General features: G+C 72.2%; 12 protein-coding genes and 1 tRNA gene. 9 read left to right on the top strand and 4 right to left on the bottom strand.

Translation table 11 applies throughout. The features are described from left to right. Positions 1-71 precede the first annotated feature (71 nt). The 3 genes from MQP27_RS26445 to MQP27_RS26435 all read left to right on the top strand — a co-directional run bounded on the left by MQP27_RS26445 (position 72) and on the right by MQP27_RS26435 (position 2,811). Positions 72-1,544: a S1C family serine protease gene (locus MQP27_RS26445; protein ID WP_242768208.1), complete on the top strand. Its 1,473-nt coding sequence runs from the start codon at positions 72-74 to the stop codon at positions 1,542-1,544. A gap of 111 nt (positions 1,545-1,655) precedes the next feature. Continuing rightward, a tRNA-Ser gene (locus tag MQP27_RS26440) sits at positions 1,656-1,742 on the top strand. A gap of 184 nt (positions 1,743-1,926) precedes the next feature. Next, on the top strand, positions 1,927-2,811 hold the full coding sequence (locus tag MQP27_RS26435) for a hypothetical protein (protein ID WP_242768207.1): 885 nt from the start codon (positions 1,927-1,929) through the stop codon (positions 2,809-2,811). Between the two features lie 25 nt (positions 2,812-2,836). Here the strand turns inward: MQP27_RS26435 and MQP27_RS26430 are convergent, their stop codons facing one another. Further along, positions 2,837-3,265 carry a hypothetical protein gene (locus MQP27_RS26430; protein ID WP_242768206.1) on the bottom strand — a complete coding sequence of 143 codons (429 nt, stop codon included), beginning with the start codon at positions 3,263-3,265 and terminating at the stop codon, positions 2,837-2,839. Positions 3,266-3,373: 108 nt separating this feature from the next. Next, complete coding sequence (locus tag MQP27_RS26425) at positions 3,374-4,243, bottom strand: bifunctional DNA primase/polymerase (protein ID WP_242768204.1); 870 nt, start codon at positions 4,241-4,243, stop codon at positions 3,374-3,376. A 349-nt stretch (positions 4,244-4,592) separates the two neighbouring features. On the opposite strand from MQP27_RS26425, the gene MQP27_RS26420 reads away from it, so the two are divergent. The 6 genes from MQP27_RS26420 to MQP27_RS26395 all read left to right on the top strand — a co-directional run bounded on the left by MQP27_RS26420 (position 4,593) and on the right by MQP27_RS26395 (position 10,500). Beyond that, entirely contained in the window at positions 4,593-4,904 is a 312-nt protein-coding gene (locus MQP27_RS26420) for a hypothetical protein (RefSeq protein ID WP_242768202.1), read from the top strand. A gap of 358 nt (positions 4,905-5,262) precedes the next feature. Then, on the top strand, positions 5,263-6,192 hold the full coding sequence (locus tag MQP27_RS26415) for a bifunctional MaoC family dehydratase N-terminal/OB-fold nucleic acid binding domain-containing protein (protein ID WP_242768200.1): 930 nt from the start codon (positions 5,263-5,265) through the stop codon (positions 6,190-6,192). Beyond that, the gene (locus tag MQP27_RS26410; protein ID WP_242768198.1) at positions 6,189-6,626 is read left to right on the top strand and encodes a MaoC/PaaZ C-terminal domain-containing protein; all 438 of its coding nucleotides are present in this window, start codon (positions 6,189-6,191) and stop codon (positions 6,624-6,626) included. Before MQP27_RS26415 ends, MQP27_RS26410 begins: the two co-directional genes overlap by 4 nt. Further along, positions 6,623-7,789 carry a lipid-transfer protein gene (locus MQP27_RS26405; protein ID WP_242768196.1) on the top strand — a complete coding sequence of 389 codons (1,167 nt, stop codon included), beginning with the start codon at positions 6,623-6,625 and terminating at the stop codon, positions 7,787-7,789. Before MQP27_RS26410 ends, MQP27_RS26405 begins: the two co-directional genes overlap by 4 nt. A gap of 332 nt (positions 7,790-8,121) precedes the next feature. Beyond that, positions 8,122-8,679 (top strand): SigE family RNA polymerase sigma factor, encoded by a 558-nt coding sequence (locus MQP27_RS26400; RefSeq protein ID WP_242768194.1) that lies wholly within the window; start codon positions 8,122-8,124, stop codon positions 8,677-8,679. 138 nt (positions 8,680-8,817) lie between these two features. After that, entirely contained in the window at positions 8,818-10,500 is a 1,683-nt protein-coding gene (locus MQP27_RS26395; RefSeq protein ID WP_242768191.1) for a long-chain fatty acid--CoA ligase, read from the top strand. A gap of 161 nt (positions 10,501-10,661) precedes the next feature. Here the strand turns inward: MQP27_RS26395 and MQP27_RS26390 are convergent, their stop codons facing one another. Both MQP27_RS26390 and MQP27_RS26385 read right to left on the bottom strand, forming a co-directional pair. Next, complete coding sequence (locus tag MQP27_RS26390) at positions 10,662-15,254, bottom strand: hybrid sensor histidine kinase/response regulator (protein WP_242768189.1); 4,593 nt, start codon at positions 15,252-15,254, stop codon at positions 10,662-10,664. A 337-nt stretch (positions 15,255-15,591) separates the two neighbouring features. Then, positions 15,592-16,209, bottom strand: coding sequence for an SSI family serine proteinase inhibitor (locus MQP27_RS26385; protein ID WP_372511318.1), 618 nt, complete (start codon positions 16,207-16,209; stop codon positions 15,592-15,594). Positions 16,210-16,402: the final 193 nt, after the last annotated feature.

Raw genomic sequence — 16,402 nt, 5'->3', positions numbered from 1 at the left:
ACCGTCGACAACGAGAACGGGCGTGACCGAGTGCGACCCAGAAGAACAGCCGTGGACCGAGGAGAGAAGCTGTGAGCACCGAGAACGAGGGCACCCCGGTACCCCCGGCCCCGTCCGCACCCCCCGTGCCGGTGGACGCTCCCGCTCCCTCGGCACCCGCCGCCCCGGAGGGGAGCGCGCCCACCGCTCCGCTCCCGCCGGTGCCCCCGAGCGCCCCCGGCGCGCAGGAGCAGGAGCTGGTGCACGCGGGCCACGCGCCCGCGTACGCGTCGACGGAGTCGAACAACCCCCAGCCCGGCAGCGGGTCGGCCCCGGACGCCTCCTGGCCGCCCCCGCCCCCCGCGACCCCGTCGTACTCCGACGGCGGCGCGGGTTCCGGCTCCGACTGGGGATCCTCGTACCAGCAGCAGCCGCCGTCCCCGAAGTCCCGCCGCGGCGGACTCGTCGCCGCGATCCTGGTCGCCGCGCTGGTCGCCGGCGGCCTGGGCGGCGGTCTCGGCTACACGCTGGCCAAGAACAACGACGACAACACCGGCTCCACGACGGTCTCCTCGTCCACCAGCGGCGGCCAGGTCAAGCGTGACGCCGGCACGGTCGCGGCCGTCGCCGCCAAGGCGCTGCCCAGCACGGTCACCATCGAGGCCGAGTCGAACAGCGGCGAGGGCGGCACCGGCACCGGGTTCGTCTTCGACACCCAGGGCCACATCGTCACCAACAACCACGTCGTCGCCGACGCCCTCGACGGCGGCAAGCTGACGGCGACCTTCCCGAACGGCAAGAAGTACGACGCCGAGGTGGTCGGCCACGCGCAGGGTTACGACGTCGCGGTCATCAAGCTCAAGAACCCGCCGTCGGACCTCCAGCCCCTGACGCTCGGCGACTCCGACAAGGTGGCCGTCGGCGACTCCACGATCGCGATCGGCGCCCCCTTCGGCCTGTCCAACACGGTGACGACGGGCATCATCAGCGCCAAGAACCGCCCGGTCGCCTCGAGCGACGGAACCGGCTCCAACGCCTCGTACATGAGCGCGCTGCAGACCGACGCGTCGATCAACCCGGGCAACTCCGGCGGCCCGCTCCTGGACGCCCAGGGCAACGTGATCGGCATCAACTCCGCGATCCAGTCCACGGGCAGCGGCGGCCTGGGCGGCACCAGCCAGTCCGGCTCGATCGGCCTCGGCTTCGCCATCCCGATCAACCAGGCCAAGTACGTCGCCCAGCAGCTGATCCAGACCGGCAAGCCGGTCTACGCGAAGATCGGCGCCTCGGTCTCCCTGGAGGACTCCAGCGGCGGCGCCAAGATCACCGACACGGGCGCGGGCGGTGCCTCCGCGGTCGAGTCCGGCGGCCCCGCCGACAAGGCCGGCCTCAAGCCCGGCGACGTCATCACCAAGCTCGACGACCGGGTGATCGACTCCGGCCCGACCCTGATCGGTGAGATCTGGACCCACAAGCCCGGCGACAAGGTCACGATCACCTACGAGCGGGACGGCAAGTCCCACACGGTCCAGCTCACGCTGGGCTCCCGCACCGGCGACAGCTGATCCCTCGACCCACGCGCGCGTACCTCCCCGGTTCGGCGACAACTGCCCCACGCGCGCGTGGACCAACCCGTTACTCTTGTCCCCGCGCCGCCGATCTCCAGGGCGGCGCGGGGAGGCGTGCCCGAGCGGCCGAAGGGAACGGTCTTGAAAACCGTCGTGGCAGCGATGTCACCGTGGGTTCAAATCCCACCGCCTCCGCACAGGCCGTAGACCGTGCTCGTCAGATGGGGTGTCTCTCACCGAGAGGCACCCCATCGGCGTTCGTCCGGGCCCGCCATGGGATTGATTGCCCTGGTGGAAGGGGGTGAGGATCAACTTCCGGTGCGCCAGATTCGGTCGGGTCAGGCCGGTTTCCGGCAGACCGAACACTGGAGAAGCACGCATGTCCCACACCAACGCCGGGTCCTTCCGGCGCCAGGCGTCTCGGAGGATGTCGCGGCCCGTCCTCCTCGTCATGCAGCTGCTGCTCGTCGCGATCGTCGCCGCCGGCGCCCTCGTGACGAACACGGGCAGGGCCAGCGCGCAGGACGAGCCGAACGGCGCACTGTCCCAGGGCTCGCTGCCCGGCGTGATGTACCGCGGCGACTCCCGCTACCCGAACGACATCTTCGCCAACGGCTTCGTCTCGCGCGGGACGAACTACGACCTGGTGGCGCACGTCCGCGGCGACCGGGCCAACAACAGCGGTTACATCTCCACGTCGGGTACGCGTGGCGTGGCCGAGCAGTTCGCGCGCAGCCAGGGCATGCGCAACCTCGCCGCGTCCGCGAGCCAGCCGCGCTGCCAGGGCGTGGGGTGGTCGATCGGCCAGTCCATCCCGGTCGTCGGCTGGCTGGTGACGTCCAGCTGCCAGCACTCGGTGATCACCGACCGGACCTTCGTGTACACGATCAACCCGCAGTTCGCGCAGTTCATCCTGCACGTCCCGGACCAGCTGCGGGGCGACAGGTCGCTGCACGACCACTACGCGAGCCAGGACGAGTGGGCCTTCTTCCGCCGCATCCCGCCGCAGGCGATCACCGGCGTCCACATCTACACGATGGAAGGCCGGGCCAACGGCTCGATCCTGATGCCGCAGAGCGTCACCTTCCGTTACGACCGCTGGGTGGCGAACCCCAACTACAACCGCAACTTCCGCTACAACCCGATCACCGACCGGGACGCCCACTTCTCCTGGGACACGGGCCTGAACATCCCGCCCGTCCAGGCGAACCCGTACCAGCGGGGCTGCGAGGCGACCGAGCGCTGCCGGGGCGGCAACGGCTGACCCGCGCCCAGGCAGTCCTCGGGGCCTACAGCTCGTAGTCCTCGGCGAGCCCCTCCCAGTCCACGTCCCGCAGTGCCGTGACCGCGTCGCAGTCCGACGGCACCCGGGGCGTGGACTGGAACCATATGACCGTCAGGGCCGAGCGGAAGAGCACCGGGTCGTGCGCCGGGTCGAGGGCCGTGGAGCGGAAGGCGCCGACACAGGCCACCGGCGGCAGCACCTCGACCGGCCCGAACGCGCCGGCGTACTGGTCCGGGTATTCGCGCTCGGGCGGCACCAGGTGGACCGGCGCGCGGAAGGCGCTCTCGGCCGTGTGCAGCAGACCCTTGATCTTCATCTCGTTGACCGGCTTGCAGGGATAACCCTCCAGCATCCCTCCGTACGTCGACGAGAATCGCACCTCGGACAGGTCGACGGAGCGGCCGGAAGTGAGGATCACGCGGGTCAGCGACATGATCCGCACTCTAGGGCGGTCTTGCATCTGGTTCCTTCGGTTCTTCCGGCGCCTTCCTGGGGCCTGCCTGCCGCCGCCCTGCCTGCTGGGTGCTGGGTGTGCCTGGCCTCAGGGGCGGTGCCCCGTCATCCGTGCCGCCGACGCGATCGTCGCCCGCGCCTCCCGTTCCGACAGGCCGGTGTTGAGCGCCGCGTCGACCAGCGGGGCGACGAGGGCCGGCCCGATGCCGTTCTCGTAGGCGCGGCAGGCGGCCCAGAACAGGCGGGTGTTGCGCTGTCCCTCGTGCGCGGCGAGCACGAACTGCACCAGGCCCTGCCCGTGGTCGCCGGCCGAGGGGTGGGTCGCGGGGTGGACGGGGCGCGGCGGCGGCAGGAGCAGGCGCAGCAGGGCAGGCGGGCAGACGGCGGGTGCGAGGTGGGCGGTGCCGGGGGCGGTCGCGTACACGCCGTGTTCGGTACGGGAGCCGGGGCCGACGAGGTAGCCGCCGGCGCCGCGGATGTCGATGCCGGGGGCGAGGCGGCCGGCCGAATTGGGTACGGCCGCGTCGGACGGGCCGGTCAGCCAGAGGTGGCGGCCGCCGCTGGGCGTGAGCACGACCACCGTGTCCGGGATGGTGAACAGGTGCCGCAGGGCCAGTTCGCGCAGGGCCGTGGAGGAGTCGGTGCCGGTCTTCGTGTCGAGGTCGATGCCGATCAGGTGGTGCGGGGGCAGCCCGCAGGCGATGCCGTAGCCGGTCGCCCAGGGCGCGGCGGCGAACAGTTCGCGGATGCGCGCCGGGTCGGTCGAGGCGTCGTACACGCCGTGGCCGAGGCGGCCGCACTCGCCGTGGCAGCGGTGGGGGTCGGGGTCGTCGCGGTGGGGGGAGCGCAGGGCCGGGAGTTTGGTCCGGGACAGGGGGATGACGGCCAGTCCGCGCTCGGCGGCTGACAAAGCGTGTGCGAGGGCCAGCGTCGTGGCCTGCCGGTCGATGGTGGCCATGACTCCATGTTCGTACGCATGTTCGAAAAAGGGAAGAGGGCTCGGCCGCGACTCGCCGGGCCGAAACGAATTGGCCGGAAATCTGCCGGAACGCTTCACCGCCTGCGGCGCTTGGGGCCGACTCGCCCGTACTGCCCCGACCTGGGCGTTGGAAGTGGTGAAAGGGGTTTATCGACTTGTCGTAGCACTTGAGTGGGAATCGGGGCTTCCGGGGTGGTTCGCCGGGGATTCGGTGGGCAACTCTGGTCTCGCGACGTCGTGCACAACACCGAGGCGGTCGGCCAACTGCCCTGGTAACAGCCTTACTTGACGTACTTCCGGCAAGAAGCCGGGTTCTGGAGGAAGAAACATGGCAAGCATCCGTACCGCCCGCGTCATCGCCGCCGTCTCCGCCCTCCCGCTGGCAGCCGCCCTGTTCACCGGCGTCGCGGCGGCGGACAACGGCGGCTTCGCGGACGACGGATCGAACGCGGGTGTCGCGAGCATCGTCGGCAGCGGCGTCGGCCACGACAACAACGGCAACTCGTCCACCACGCAGCAGAACGCGGTCGGCTCCGGCGCCTCGAACCAGAGCAACACCGCCCAGGTCAACGGCTCCGCGTTCACGGCCATCAACCAGGGAAACGAGAACGTCGCCGTCAACTTCACCAACCTCTGGTGAGCCGCCGTCCCTGACTCCCGGCCGTCGGAGGGCCCGGGAGGAAGGGACCCGAGGGGTGTGCTCCGTGGGGTGTAACGCGTCTGCGCGGCGGTGCTTCGGCATCGCCGCGCAGGCGTTTTCGCGTGTGGCGGGCGCGGGGTTTTCACAGATGGCGCGCGCAGGTGTTTTCACAGATGGCGGGCACAGGTGTTTTCGCGTGTGGCGGGCACAGGCGTTTTCGCCTGGCCGAGGCCCACCTTGACAGTGCATCAAATCTGACGGACAGTCAGAAACTCCTGTCGGAGTCGAGGGAACCCGGCCGGCGGCTGCGGTGTACCAGAAGTGTCAATGCGATGCGGCACGGCACGAGGGGGCGACGATGAGCGGTGGGCCGGAGGCGAGCGATGAGCTGGGGATGCGGCTGAAGACGTACGAAGGACGCGCGGCCGCCGTCGCCGGCCAGGGCAAGGACCCCGTCAACCTGCCCATGATCCGGCACTGGTGCGAGGCGATGGGCGACACCAACCCGGCGTACGAGGGCCCGGACGCCATGGCCCCGCCCACCATGCTCCAGGCCTGGACGATGGGCGGCCTCTCCGGCCACTCGGGCCGCTCCGCGGCGTTCGACGAACTCCTCGGCCTGCTCGACGAAGCGGGCTGCACCTCGGTCGTCGCCACCGACTGCGAGCAGGAGTACGTCAGAGCCCTGCGCCCGGGCGACGAGGTCACCTTCGACACGGTGATCGAGTCGGTCTCGGAGCGCAAGACGACCAAACTCGGCACGGGCTACTTCGTCACGACACGCACGGACGTCCGCGCGGGCCCGGACCGCGCCCTGGCCGGCACCCACCGCTTCCGCATCCTCAAGTACGCCCCCGCGGCCCGGAGTCGGCCACAGGAGCAGCCCCGCCGCCCGCGCCCGGTCGTCAACCGTGACAACGCCGGCTTCTGGGAAGGAGTCGAACAACACCGCCTCCTCATCCAGCGCTGCACGTCCTGCACCACCCTCCGCTTCCCCTGGCTCCCGGGCTGCAACGCGTGCGGCGCCCTGGACTGGGACACGCTGGAGGCGAGCGGCGAGGGCACGGTCTATTCGTACGTCGTCATGCACCACCCCCCCTTCCCGGCGTTCGACCCCCCTTACGCGGTCGCCCTGGTGGAGCTGGCCGAAGGCGTCCGCATGATCAGCAACGTCATCGGCACGCCCTACGACAAGGTGCACATAGGCCTGCCCGTCCATCTCGAATTCCAGCGGTACGACGACGAGTTGGTGCTGCCCGTGTTCCGCGCCCGGGAGGAGGTCGCATGAGCAGGCAGGTCAGGGCCGGCGAGCAACTGCCGCCACTGGAGATCCCGATCACCCGCACCCTGATCGTCGCCGGGGCCATCGCCTCCCGCGACTACCAGGACGTTCACCACGACGCCGAGCTGGCCCGGCAGAAGGGCTCCCCGGACATCTTCATGAACATCCTGACGACCAACGGCCTGGTCGGCCGCTACATCACCGACCACTTCGGTCCGACGGCCGTGCTCCGCAAGGTGGCCATACGGCTGGGGGCGCCCAACTACCCGGGGGACACGATGGTGTTGACGGGCACGGTCGAGGAAGTGACCGAGGAGACCGACGCGGTCACGGCGACGGCGACGGCGACCGTGAAGGTGGTCGGGGCGAACGGCATCGGCAGACACGTCACGGGCACGGTCACGGTCACGGTCAGCGTCCCCTCGGGGGGTGCCCGGTGAGCGTGCGCAAGCGGGACGCCCTCGGCGGCCGGGCCGCGATCGCCGGCATCGGGGCCACCGAGTTCTCCAAGGATTCCGGGCGCAGCGAGCTGCGGCTGGCGGTGGAGGCGGTGCGGGCCGCGCTCGACGACGCGGGGCTGACCCCGGGGGACGTGGACGGGATGGTCACGTTCACGATGGACACCAGCCCGGAGATCACCGTCGCCCAGGCGGCCGGCATCGGAGAGCTGTCCTTCTTCTCCCGCATCCACTACGGCGGCGGCGCGGCCTGCGCGACGGTCCAGCAGGCGGCGCTCGCGGTGGCCACGGGGGTCGCGGAAGTGGTCGTCTGCTACCGCGCCTTCAACGAGAGATCCGGCCGCCGCTTCGGCTCCGGCGTCCAGCACCGGGAGCCGTCGGCGGAGGGCGCGGCGCTCGGCTGGTCCCTGCCGTTCGGGCTGCTCACCCCGGCGTCCTGGGTGGCGATGGCGGCCCAGCGGTATCTGCACACGTACGGGCTGACCCCGGAGGCCTTCGGGCATGTGGCGGTGGTGGACCGGAAGTGGGCGGCGACGAACCCCGCCGCGTACTTCCACGGCCGTCCCATCACCCTCGCCGACCACGCGGCCTCGCGCTGGATAGTCGAGCCGCTCCGGCTGCTGGACTGCTGCCAGGAGACGGACGGCGGCCAGGCGATCGTGGTCACCTCGGTGGAGCGGGCCCGTGACCTGCCGCACCCACCGGCCGTCATCGCGGCGGCCGCCCAGGGCGCGGGCCGCGGCCAGGAGCAGATGACCAGCTTCTACCGCGACGACCTGACCGGCCTGCCGGAGATGGACGTGGTGGCCCGCCAGCTGTGGCGGACGGCGGGCCTGGGGCCGGCCGAGGTGGACGTGGCGATCCTGTACGACCACTTCACACCGTTCGTGCTGATGCAGCTGGAGGAGTTCGGGTTCTGCGGGAAGGGGGAGGCGGCGGAGTTCGTGGCCGAGGAGAGGTTGCCGATCAACACGCACGGAGGACAGCTCGGGGAGGCGTACCTCCACGGGATGAACGGGATCGCGGAGGGGGTGAGGCAGCTACGGGGTACGGCGGTGAACCCCATACCCGGGGCCGAGCGGGTCCTGGTCACGGCCGGCACCGGCGTGCCCACGTCGGGCCTGGTCCTGGCCGCGGACGACTGACGGTCCTGACCTCGGACGACTGACCGTCCTGACCTCGGACGAAACCGACGGGAGAGTGTCCGCCCCGCCATCCAGACGGGTCCCGCGGCGACATCCAGACGGGTCCCGCCCCGGCACCCAGATGGCTCCCGCCCCGGCACCCAGATGGCTCCCGCCTGGCCTCCGCCCGCCCGCACCCCCGAGCGCCCCCCAGGGGTCATCCCGCAGTAGTCCGGCCCCGTCCGTCCACCTTCAGGAGGTGGAGTCAGCCCCACCCCTACAACCTGAGGCGGACTCGCCTTCGGGACCTGCGGCCGATGAGCCGGAGGTGCCCTCGCTCATAGCGTGGAGCCATGACCACACCCGTCTGCACCAGCGCTTCGACCGCCGCCGGCCCGGCGACGCAGACCCTGCCGTACCCGTCGTTCGCCTCGTACGTCAGGGCCCGGCAGCCGGTGCTGCTGCGCACCGCCCGGTCGCTGACCGCGAACCCGAGCGACGCGGAGGACCTGCTGCAGACCGCGCTCACCAAGACGTACGTCGCCTGGGAGCGGATCGAGGACCACCGGGCGCTGGACGGCTATGTGCGCCGGGCGCTGCTGAACACGCGCACCTCGCAGTGGCGCAAGCGCAAGGTCGACGAGTTCGTGTGCGAGGAGCTGCCCGAGCCGGAGCCGTTGCCGGACGGGGAGGACCCGGCCGAGCAGCAGGCGCTGCACGACGCGATGTGGAGGGCGATCATGAAGCTGCCCGACCGGCAGCGGGCGATGGTCGTGCTGAGGTACTACGAGGACCTCAGCGAGGTCCAGACGGCCGAGGTGCTCGGGGTGTCGGTGGGCACGGTCAAGTCGGCGGTGTCCCGGGCGCTCGGGAAACTGCGCGAGGACCCTGAGCTGGGGCTTGTGCGGTAATGCGCCCACCTGGGGCCGGTCGCGGGCCGACCTGGTGGCTATTGGGGGTCGGCGTGACGCGATCGATCATCGGCACCTAGTGACATACCACTTGGTATGTGCGCAGAATCAGCGGCAACCCCTACTACCGCGTAGGCAATGTCGCCGCCCCGGGAGGACGCCGTGCTGAGCACCATGCAGGACGTACCGCTGCTGATCTCGAGGATCCTGACCCACGGGTCAAGCATCCACGGCACGTCACAGGTGATCACCTGGACAGGGGAGGCCGAGCCGCAGCGCCGGTCCTTCGCCGAGATCGGGGCCCGCGCCGCACAGCTGGCGAACGCCCTGCGCGACGAGCTGGGCGTCCGGGGCGACGATCGCGTGGCCACGCTGATGTGGAACAACGCCGAGCACGTCGAGGCGTACTTCGCGATCCCCTCCATGGGCGCGGTCCTGCACACGCTCAACCTGCGGCTCCCTCCCGAGCAGCTGGTGTGGATCGTCAACCACGCGGCCGACAAGGCCGTCATCGTCAACGGCTCGCTGCTGCCGCTGCTCGCGCCGCTGCTGGACAAGTTCCCGACGCTGGAGCACATCGTGGTGGCCGGGTCGGGCGACCGTTCCGTCCTCGATGGCGCCCACGCGCAGGTGCACGAGTACGAGGAGCTGATCGCGGGCCGGCCGACGACGTACGACTGGCCGGAGCTGGACGAGCGGCAGGCCGCCGCCATGTGCTACACGTCCGGGACGACGGGCGACCCCAAGGGCGTGGTGTACAGCCACCGTTCGATCTACCTGCACTCCATGCAGGTGAACATGACCCAGTCGATGGGGCTGACGGACCAGGACACCTCGCTGGTCGTGGTGCCGCAATTCCACGTGAACGCATGGGGATTGCCGCACGCGACCTTCATGACCGGCGTCAACCTGCTGATGCCGGACCGCTTCCTGCAGCCCGGTCCGCTCGCCGAGATGATCGAGAGCGAGAAGCCGACGCACGCGGCAGCCGTCCCGACCATCTGGCAGGGCCTGCTCGCCGAGCTCACCGCCAAGCCGCGCGACGTGTCCTCCCTCACCCAGGTCACCATCGGCGGCTCGGCCTGTCCGCCCTCCCTCATGGAGGCCTTCGACAAGCTCGGCATGCGGGTCTGCCACGCCTGGGGCATGACGGAGACCTCCCCGCTCGGCACGGTCGCCCGTCCGCCGGCCCACGCGGTCGGCACGGACGAGGAGTTCGCGTACCGGCTCACGCAGGGCCGTTTCCCGGCGGGTGTCGAGGCGCGGCTCAGCGGCCCTGGCGGCGAGCGCCTGCCCTGGGACGGCGAGTCGGCGGGCGAGCTGGAGGTGCGCGGCCCCTGGATCGCCGGCGCGTACTACAACGGCCCCGACGGCGAACCCCTGCGCCCCGCCGACAAGTTCAGCGAGGACGGCTGGCTGAAGACCGGCGACGTCGGCACCATCTCCCCCGACGGCTTCCTCACCCTCACCGACCGCGCCAAGGACGTCATCAAGTCCGGCGGCGAGTGGATCTCCTCGGTCGACCTGGAGAACGCGCTGATGTCCCACCCGGACGTCGCCGAGGCCGCGGTCGTCGCCGTACCGGACGAGAAGTGGGGCGAACGCCCGCTCGCCACGGTCGTGTTGAAGGAGGGCTCCACCGCCGACTTCGAGTCCCTGCGCGCCTTCCTCGCGAGCGATGTCTGCAAGATCGCCAAGTGGCAGCTCCCGGAGCGCTGGACGATCATCGAGGCGGTGCCGAAGACGAGCGTGGGCAAGTTCGACAAGAAGGTGCTGCGCAGGCGGTACGCGGAGGGCGAACTGGACGTGACCAAGCTCTGATCCGCCCGGTCACCACAGACCGAACCACAGACCCCACGCGCCAATTGCCTACGTGCGCCGGGCGGGATGCCCCAAGGGCCCCGGCCCGGCGCCCCGCCGCACGCGAACGTACACGAGTGACGTGCCGGCCCAGCAGCAACCCGAGCTCCCGCGCCAGTGGCTCAGTTCGTGCCGATCCGGGCGAGCAGGTCGACGATCCGGGCCTGGACCTCGTTGCTGGTGGACCGCTCGGCGAGGAACAGGACGGTCTCGCCGGAGGCCAGCCGCGGGAGGTCGGCCTGGTCGACGGCGGCGGTGTAGACGACGAGCGGGGTGCGGTTGAGCTGCCCGTTCGCCCGCAGCCAGTCGATGATCCCGGCCTGCCGCCGGTGCACCTGCATGAGGTCCATGACCACCAGATTGGGCCTGAGCTGCCCCGCCAGCGTCACCGCGTCCGCATCGCTCGCGGCCCGCGCCACCTGCATCCCGCGCCGCTCCAGCGTCGCGGTCAGCGCCAGCGCGATCTCCGCGTGCTCCTCGATCAGCAGCACGCGCGGCGGATGCTGCTCGCTGTCCCGCGGCGCAAGCGCCTTCAGGAGTACGGCGGGGTCGGCGCCGTAGGCGGCCTCGCGCGTCGCCTGTCCGAGCCCGGCCGTGACCATGACCGGCACCTCGGCGGCGACCGCCGCCTGCCGCAGCGACTGCAGCGCGGTCCGCGTGATCGGCCCGGTCAACGGGTCGACGAACAGCGCGGCCGGGAAGGCGGCGATCTGCGCGTCGACCTCCTCGCGCGAATGCACGATCACCGGCCGGTACCCGCGATCGCTCAGCGCCTGCTGGGTCGTCACGTCCGGCGCGGGCCACACCAGCAGCCGGCGCGGGTTGTCGAGCGGCTCGGGCGGCAGCTCGTCGTCCATCGGCACCGGCCGCGGCGGATCGGCGACCTCTACGGCCCCGCCGGGACCGTCCAGCGGCTCGGGCCCCTCGGCGGCGTTCTCGTCCGGTGCCCCTATGGCGTACGAACGTCCGGCCCCCTCGGTCATCGGCGCGAGCCGCGACTGCCCCGCCAACGAGGGCTGCGCCTGCGCCGGCACCTGTTGCTCGGCGGCGGTCGGGTGCGGCCGGGCGGCCTGCTCCTGACCCGAGTCGGTCCGCTGGCCCAGCTTGCGCCGCCGACCGGAACCGCTCGGGTTGTGCGGCGCGGGCGTCGCCGTCGGCTGCTGCACCTGCGCCGCCTGCCGAGTGAACGGCACCCCCTGCCCCAACGTCCGCACACTGATCGCCCGCCCCTGAGTGGAGTTCGGGTCGACGGCAGGGGCGTCCGACTCGGCGGGAAGCGGCTGAGCGACCCGCGGCTGCGCCTGCGCCTCGGCGGGCAACGGCGTGCCCGGAGCGGGCGTGCTCTGCGCGGGGTGCGCGGCACCGGGAGCGACGGCGGCCTGACCGCCCTGCGGAACACCGGGAGCCGGCGTCGCCTGCGCGGGCTGCGGGGTTACGGGGGTGCCGGCGGCGTCGGCGGGGAGGGGATGACCGGGGACCTGCTGCGCACCCGGCGCCGGAAGCGGCTGGCCCGGGGCGGCCTGGGCGCCGACCTGGCCCGCGGCTTGTGCAGGCAGGGCGGGCTGCCCGGGCGGGACCTGGCCGGGGACGCCGGGGGCCTGGGCCACCGGCGCGAGGCCGGGCTGGGCCGGGACGGGTTGTCCGGGGACCGGCTGACCGGGTGCCAACTGCCCCGGCGCCAACTGCCCGGGAGCCGGCTGCCCGCCCGGGGCGACGGTGCCCTGAGCGGGCACGCCCGTGGCAGCGGGCTGCGCGATCTGAGGTACGGCCTGACCAGCCGCCGTAACCCCATGGCCGTGGCCATGACCGGCGGCCTGGGCAGCGTTCTGCACGCCCCCCTGCGCACCGGCGTCCTGCGCCGGAACCCCCTGCGCGGGCGTCCCGGCCACCGCGCCCGGCTGCGCCACGGCCCGCCGACGGCGCCCCGTCGGTGCGGTGGTGGGGTGCGGCTGGGGCGGAGTGTGGTCGCCGGACTGATCGTGGGATACGGCGTCGTGCCGCCCGTCCTCGATCAGGGCGTCACCGGAGAGTTCCTGACCGCTCTGCCCGGGAAGCTGAGGCTGGCCCGGCACCTGAGGCTGCCCAAGCCCCTGCCCCTGCGGTGGAACCGGCGCCTGCGCGGGCACGGCCTGCGCCTGCCCAGGAATCTGCGGCTGGGCCTGTGCCGGCACCGGCGCCTGCCCACCGACCCCACCAGGAGCACCAGGAACGCCTGGAACCCCGGGAACACCAGGCACCACCCCACCCGGCGCCCGGTCCGCCTCGGCCGGCGGCAGGGCGAACACCGTACGGGGACCAGCCTCCTGCGCGGCGGCGCGCTCATTCGCCGCGGCCAGCGCACGTCGACGCCGCCCGGTCGGCTGACCACCCTCGACCGGAACGGGCTGGTTGGCAAGGACAGGCTGATTGCCCGGTACCGGCTGATCGGCGGGACCCCCCTGGCCACCGGCAACCGCAGCGGAACCCGCCCCCGGGCCTGCACCCGAAGGCGCCCCCGCACCCGAGCCCGCACCCGCACCCGCACCCGAACCCGGCGTCATCGACTGATCGTTGGCGGCCGACCCGGCGGGCAGTGCCGCGGGCAGCGCGTGCTGTTCGCCGCCGCCGTGCCGGGCACGCCGTCCGCCGGCCGGAGCGTTCACACCTTGCGGCGACGCCGGTACGCCCTGCGGCGGTACGGTGCCGCCCAGCCCCGTACCCACGGCCGCGGCCCCCGCCGCATGCTCGGCGGCCGTGACCACCGCACCCTCGGCGGCGACCCCGTCACCACCGCCCTCGGCCGACCGACCGCGCCGCCGCCCGGTCCCGCCGGCCACCTCCACGGCGCTGCCCGTGGCAGCCGCGGCGGCCGCCGACTCCTCGACCGCGCGCCGCCGGCGCCGCCCGGTGGGCACACCGGCCTCGCCCTCGGGCGCCGTAACCGCGTCCGCGCCCTCCCCCGGAGCCCCGCTCTCCAGGAAGGCGTCGACGGAGGACCGCCGGGCCCGCCGCCGTCCGCCGGACGTCTCCTCGGCCTCGGGAGTCTCGACGGGCGTCTCGACCGGGACGGCCCCGGCCCCACCCCCGATGGGCACCTCCAGCACATAAGCGCTGCCGCTCATGCCGGGCACTTCGTGCGTCTGCAGCACGCCACCATGAGCCCGCACGATCCCGCGCACGATCGGCTCGTGCACCGGGTCTCCCCCGGCGTACGGCCCGCGCACCTCGATCCGTACGACTTCACCGCGCTGCGCGGCGGCCACGACCACCGTGTTGTCCATGTAACCGCCCGCGGACACGGGCGCGTTGCCGGTCGCGTCGACGCCGGCGACGTCCGCGACGAGGTGGGCGAGGGCGCTCGCGAGCCGCTGCGGGTCGACCTCGGCCTCGATGGGCGGCGCGTGCACGGCGAACTGCACCCGCCCCGGCCCGATCAGTTCGACGGCTCCGTCGACACCGGCCGCGACGACGGCGTCGAGCATCACCTTCGTACGACTGATCTGCTCACTGCCGACGTCGAGCCGCTGATACCCGAGGACGTTGTCGATCAGGGTCGTGATCCGCGAATAACCGGCGGAGAGGTGGTGCAGCACCTGATTGGCCTCGGGCCACAACTGCCCCGCGTCGTCCGCAGCCAGCGCGGCGAGCTCGCGGCGCAGCTCGTCCAGCGGTCCGCGCAGGGACCGGCCGAGCAGCGTCGACAGCTGGTCGTACCGGGCGGCGAGGGCCTCGTAACGGTCGGCCTCGCGCTCCCCGAGGGCGGCGTAGCGCTCCTCGCCGGCGGCGAGTTCCTCGTCGTGCTGTTCCTGAAGGTCCTCGATCTCGGTGACGTGCTTCTGGCGCAGGGCGGTCAGCTCGGAGGCGTGGTCCTCGTCGAGCCGCTCCAGTTCCTCGGCGTGACGCTTCTCCAGCGCGGCCTTCTCGGCGAGGAGGGCGTCGTACGGCCGCCGGTCGGTGAAGGTCATCACGGCGCCGACGAGCTGGTCGCCGTCGCGCACGGGCGCGGTGGTGAGGTCGACGGAGACCTTCTGCCCGCCCTTGGCGAACAGCACCTGCCCGCGCACCCGGTGCTTGCGACCGGAGCGCAGGGTGTCGGCGAGCGGGGACTCCTCGTACGGGAACGGGGTGCCGTCGGCGCGCGAGTGCAGCACGAGGTCGTGCAGCGCCTTGCCGCCGAGGTCGCTGGCCCGGTACCCCAGGATCTGGGCGGCGGCCGGATTGACGAGCACGATCCGCCCGTCGGTATCGGTCCCGACAACCCCTTCCGCGGCTGCCCGCAGGATCATCTCGGTCTGCCGCTGCGAGCGCGCGAGCTCGGCCTCGGTGTCGACGGTCCCGGTCAGGTCCCGTACGACGAGCATCAGCAGCTCGTCGCCGCTGTAGCCGTAACCGTCGTAGGCCTGCTGCCCGTTCTCGAGATTGGCGCTGGTGACCTCGACGGGGAACTCGACGCCGTCGGTGCGCCGCGCGATCATCCGCGTCGGCTTGGTCCGCCCGGCGGGGTCCATGTGGTCGGGCCGCCGCATGGACCCGGGAATGAGCTTGGAGTCGAACTGGGGCAGCAGATCGAGCAGCCCGCGCCCGACCAACGCCGTCCCCGGCGCCTCGAAGGCCTCAAGCGCGATGGTGTTCGCGTTGACGACGGTCCCGTTGGCGTTGACCAGCACCAACGCATCGGGAAGCGCGTCGAGTATGGCTGCGAGGCGAGCAGCGCCTCGGGATGGCCTGCTGCTCACGAGACGCTTCCTCCCTGTTACCGCACCTTGCCGGCCGCTCGGGCCATCTTGCCAACCGGCCCGCGACGTGTCACGCGAGGGAGTCTAAGCGCAGTGCTTGCGCTCGGGGCGTCGGATGAGAGGGAGGTCGCACGACGAAGTGAAGCAGAACGTGTGACCGCATCACCGCCCCACCACCGGGCCTGCACCCCACCCCACCCCCGACCAGCCCCGAACTCCCCGAAACCCTCGCGGGACCTTTACGGACCCGGTGTCAACGCGGTGCGGAGGCTGTGGGCGGGGGACGCCCGTACGGGCCCGTTCATGGCTGCTTCCGCCGTCCCTTACGCCCGCCGCTTTACGACCGTCCTTGCGGACGCAGGTCGGGCAGCAGGGGTACGAGTCGGTCCCACCGCGCGATCTGGCAGCCGTCGCTGCGGTCGTACGACGCGTTGACGCGCCGCCCGGCCCAGACGCCGGTGACGTGCGCGGTGGCGGGGCCGCCGTACTGCATGGTGCAGATGCTGCCGCCCGGAACGGGGGCGAACGTGTCGGTACCCCACCGGGTCCGCCGATCGAGCGCGGCACAGGCACCGGCCACGTCGGGATGATCGCCGCCGCCGGGGTGGCAGTACAGCTGGTACGTCCCGTCCTTCCCACCACCGGCATCGCGCACGGTGACGGTGAGGTGATCGCCGGGACGGTCCTCGTCTCGGGCGGGCGGGGGTGCGAGGGGGAGGAGCGAGGCCGGGGCGATGTCCGGGCGGTTCGCGCCGGTGGGTGTCATGCCGGTGGGCGAGACGTCGGCGTGGGCGACGGCGGGCAGGACGGATGAGGAGGCGGCGGCGGTTGCGGCGGTGGCGATGAGGAGGAGGCGGACACGGAGGCGGGTGAGGTGCGGATGGAGAGAGCGGCGGGGGCGGCCGAGGTCGGAACGCGGACCGGGCCGAGTACTGCTGGGGGTGACCTGCAACATGACCTGACTAACGCGGGTCGGGGCGGGATGTTGCGGCGGGGGTGGGGGACCGCACCGCCCGCACTACCGGCACCACCGAACCCCGATGATCGCCCCCCCTCTCTCCACCACCCCGACCTGCCCCCTCCACCACCCCTCCACCCCCGACAAGGCCTTTGCTCTGCGGCCCGCCTGCCTAGTACCGTGGAGGCCG

This window comes from Streptomyces cylindrosporus (assembly GCF_022698165.1).
Taxonomy (GTDB): Bacteria; Actinomycetota; Actinomycetes; order Streptomycetales; family Streptomycetaceae; genus Streptomyces; species Streptomyces cylindrosporus.
This window is presented reverse-complemented; position numbering and strand designations above follow the sequence as displayed.

Bases quoted from the DNA above. Each gene is read 5' to 3' on its own strand.
- MQP27_RS26435 (WP_242768207.1), top strand. From the start codon at position 1,927: ATGTCCCACACCAACGCCGGGTCCTTCCGGCGCCAGGCGTCTCGGAGG.
- MQP27_RS26430 (WP_242768206.1), bottom strand. From the start codon at position 3,265: ATGTCGCTGACCCGCGTGATCCTCACTTCCGGCCGCTCCGTCGACCTG.
- MQP27_RS26425 (WP_242768204.1), bottom strand. From the start codon at position 4,243: ATGGCCACCATCGACCGGCAGGCCACGACGCTGGCCCTCGCACACGCT.
- MQP27_RS26420 (WP_242768202.1), top strand. From the start codon at position 4,593: ATGGCAAGCATCCGTACCGCCCGCGTCATCGCCGCCGTCTCCGCCCTC.
- MQP27_RS26415 (WP_242768200.1), top strand. From the start codon at position 5,263: ATGAGCGGTGGGCCGGAGGCGAGCGATGAGCTGGGGATGCGGCTGAAG.
- MQP27_RS26410 (WP_242768198.1), top strand. From the start codon at position 6,189: ATGAGCAGGCAGGTCAGGGCCGGCGAGCAACTGCCGCCACTGGAGATC.
- MQP27_RS26400 (WP_242768194.1), top strand. From the start codon at position 8,122: ATGACCACACCCGTCTGCACCAGCGCTTCGACCGCCGCCGGCCCGGCG.
- MQP27_RS26395 (WP_242768191.1), top strand. From the start codon at position 8,818: ATGTCGCCGCCCCGGGAGGACGCCGTGCTGAGCACCATGCAGGACGTA.
- MQP27_RS26385 (WP_372511318.1), bottom strand. From the start codon at position 16,209: ATGTTGCAGGTCACCCCCAGCAGTACTCGGCCCGGTCCGCGTTCCGAC.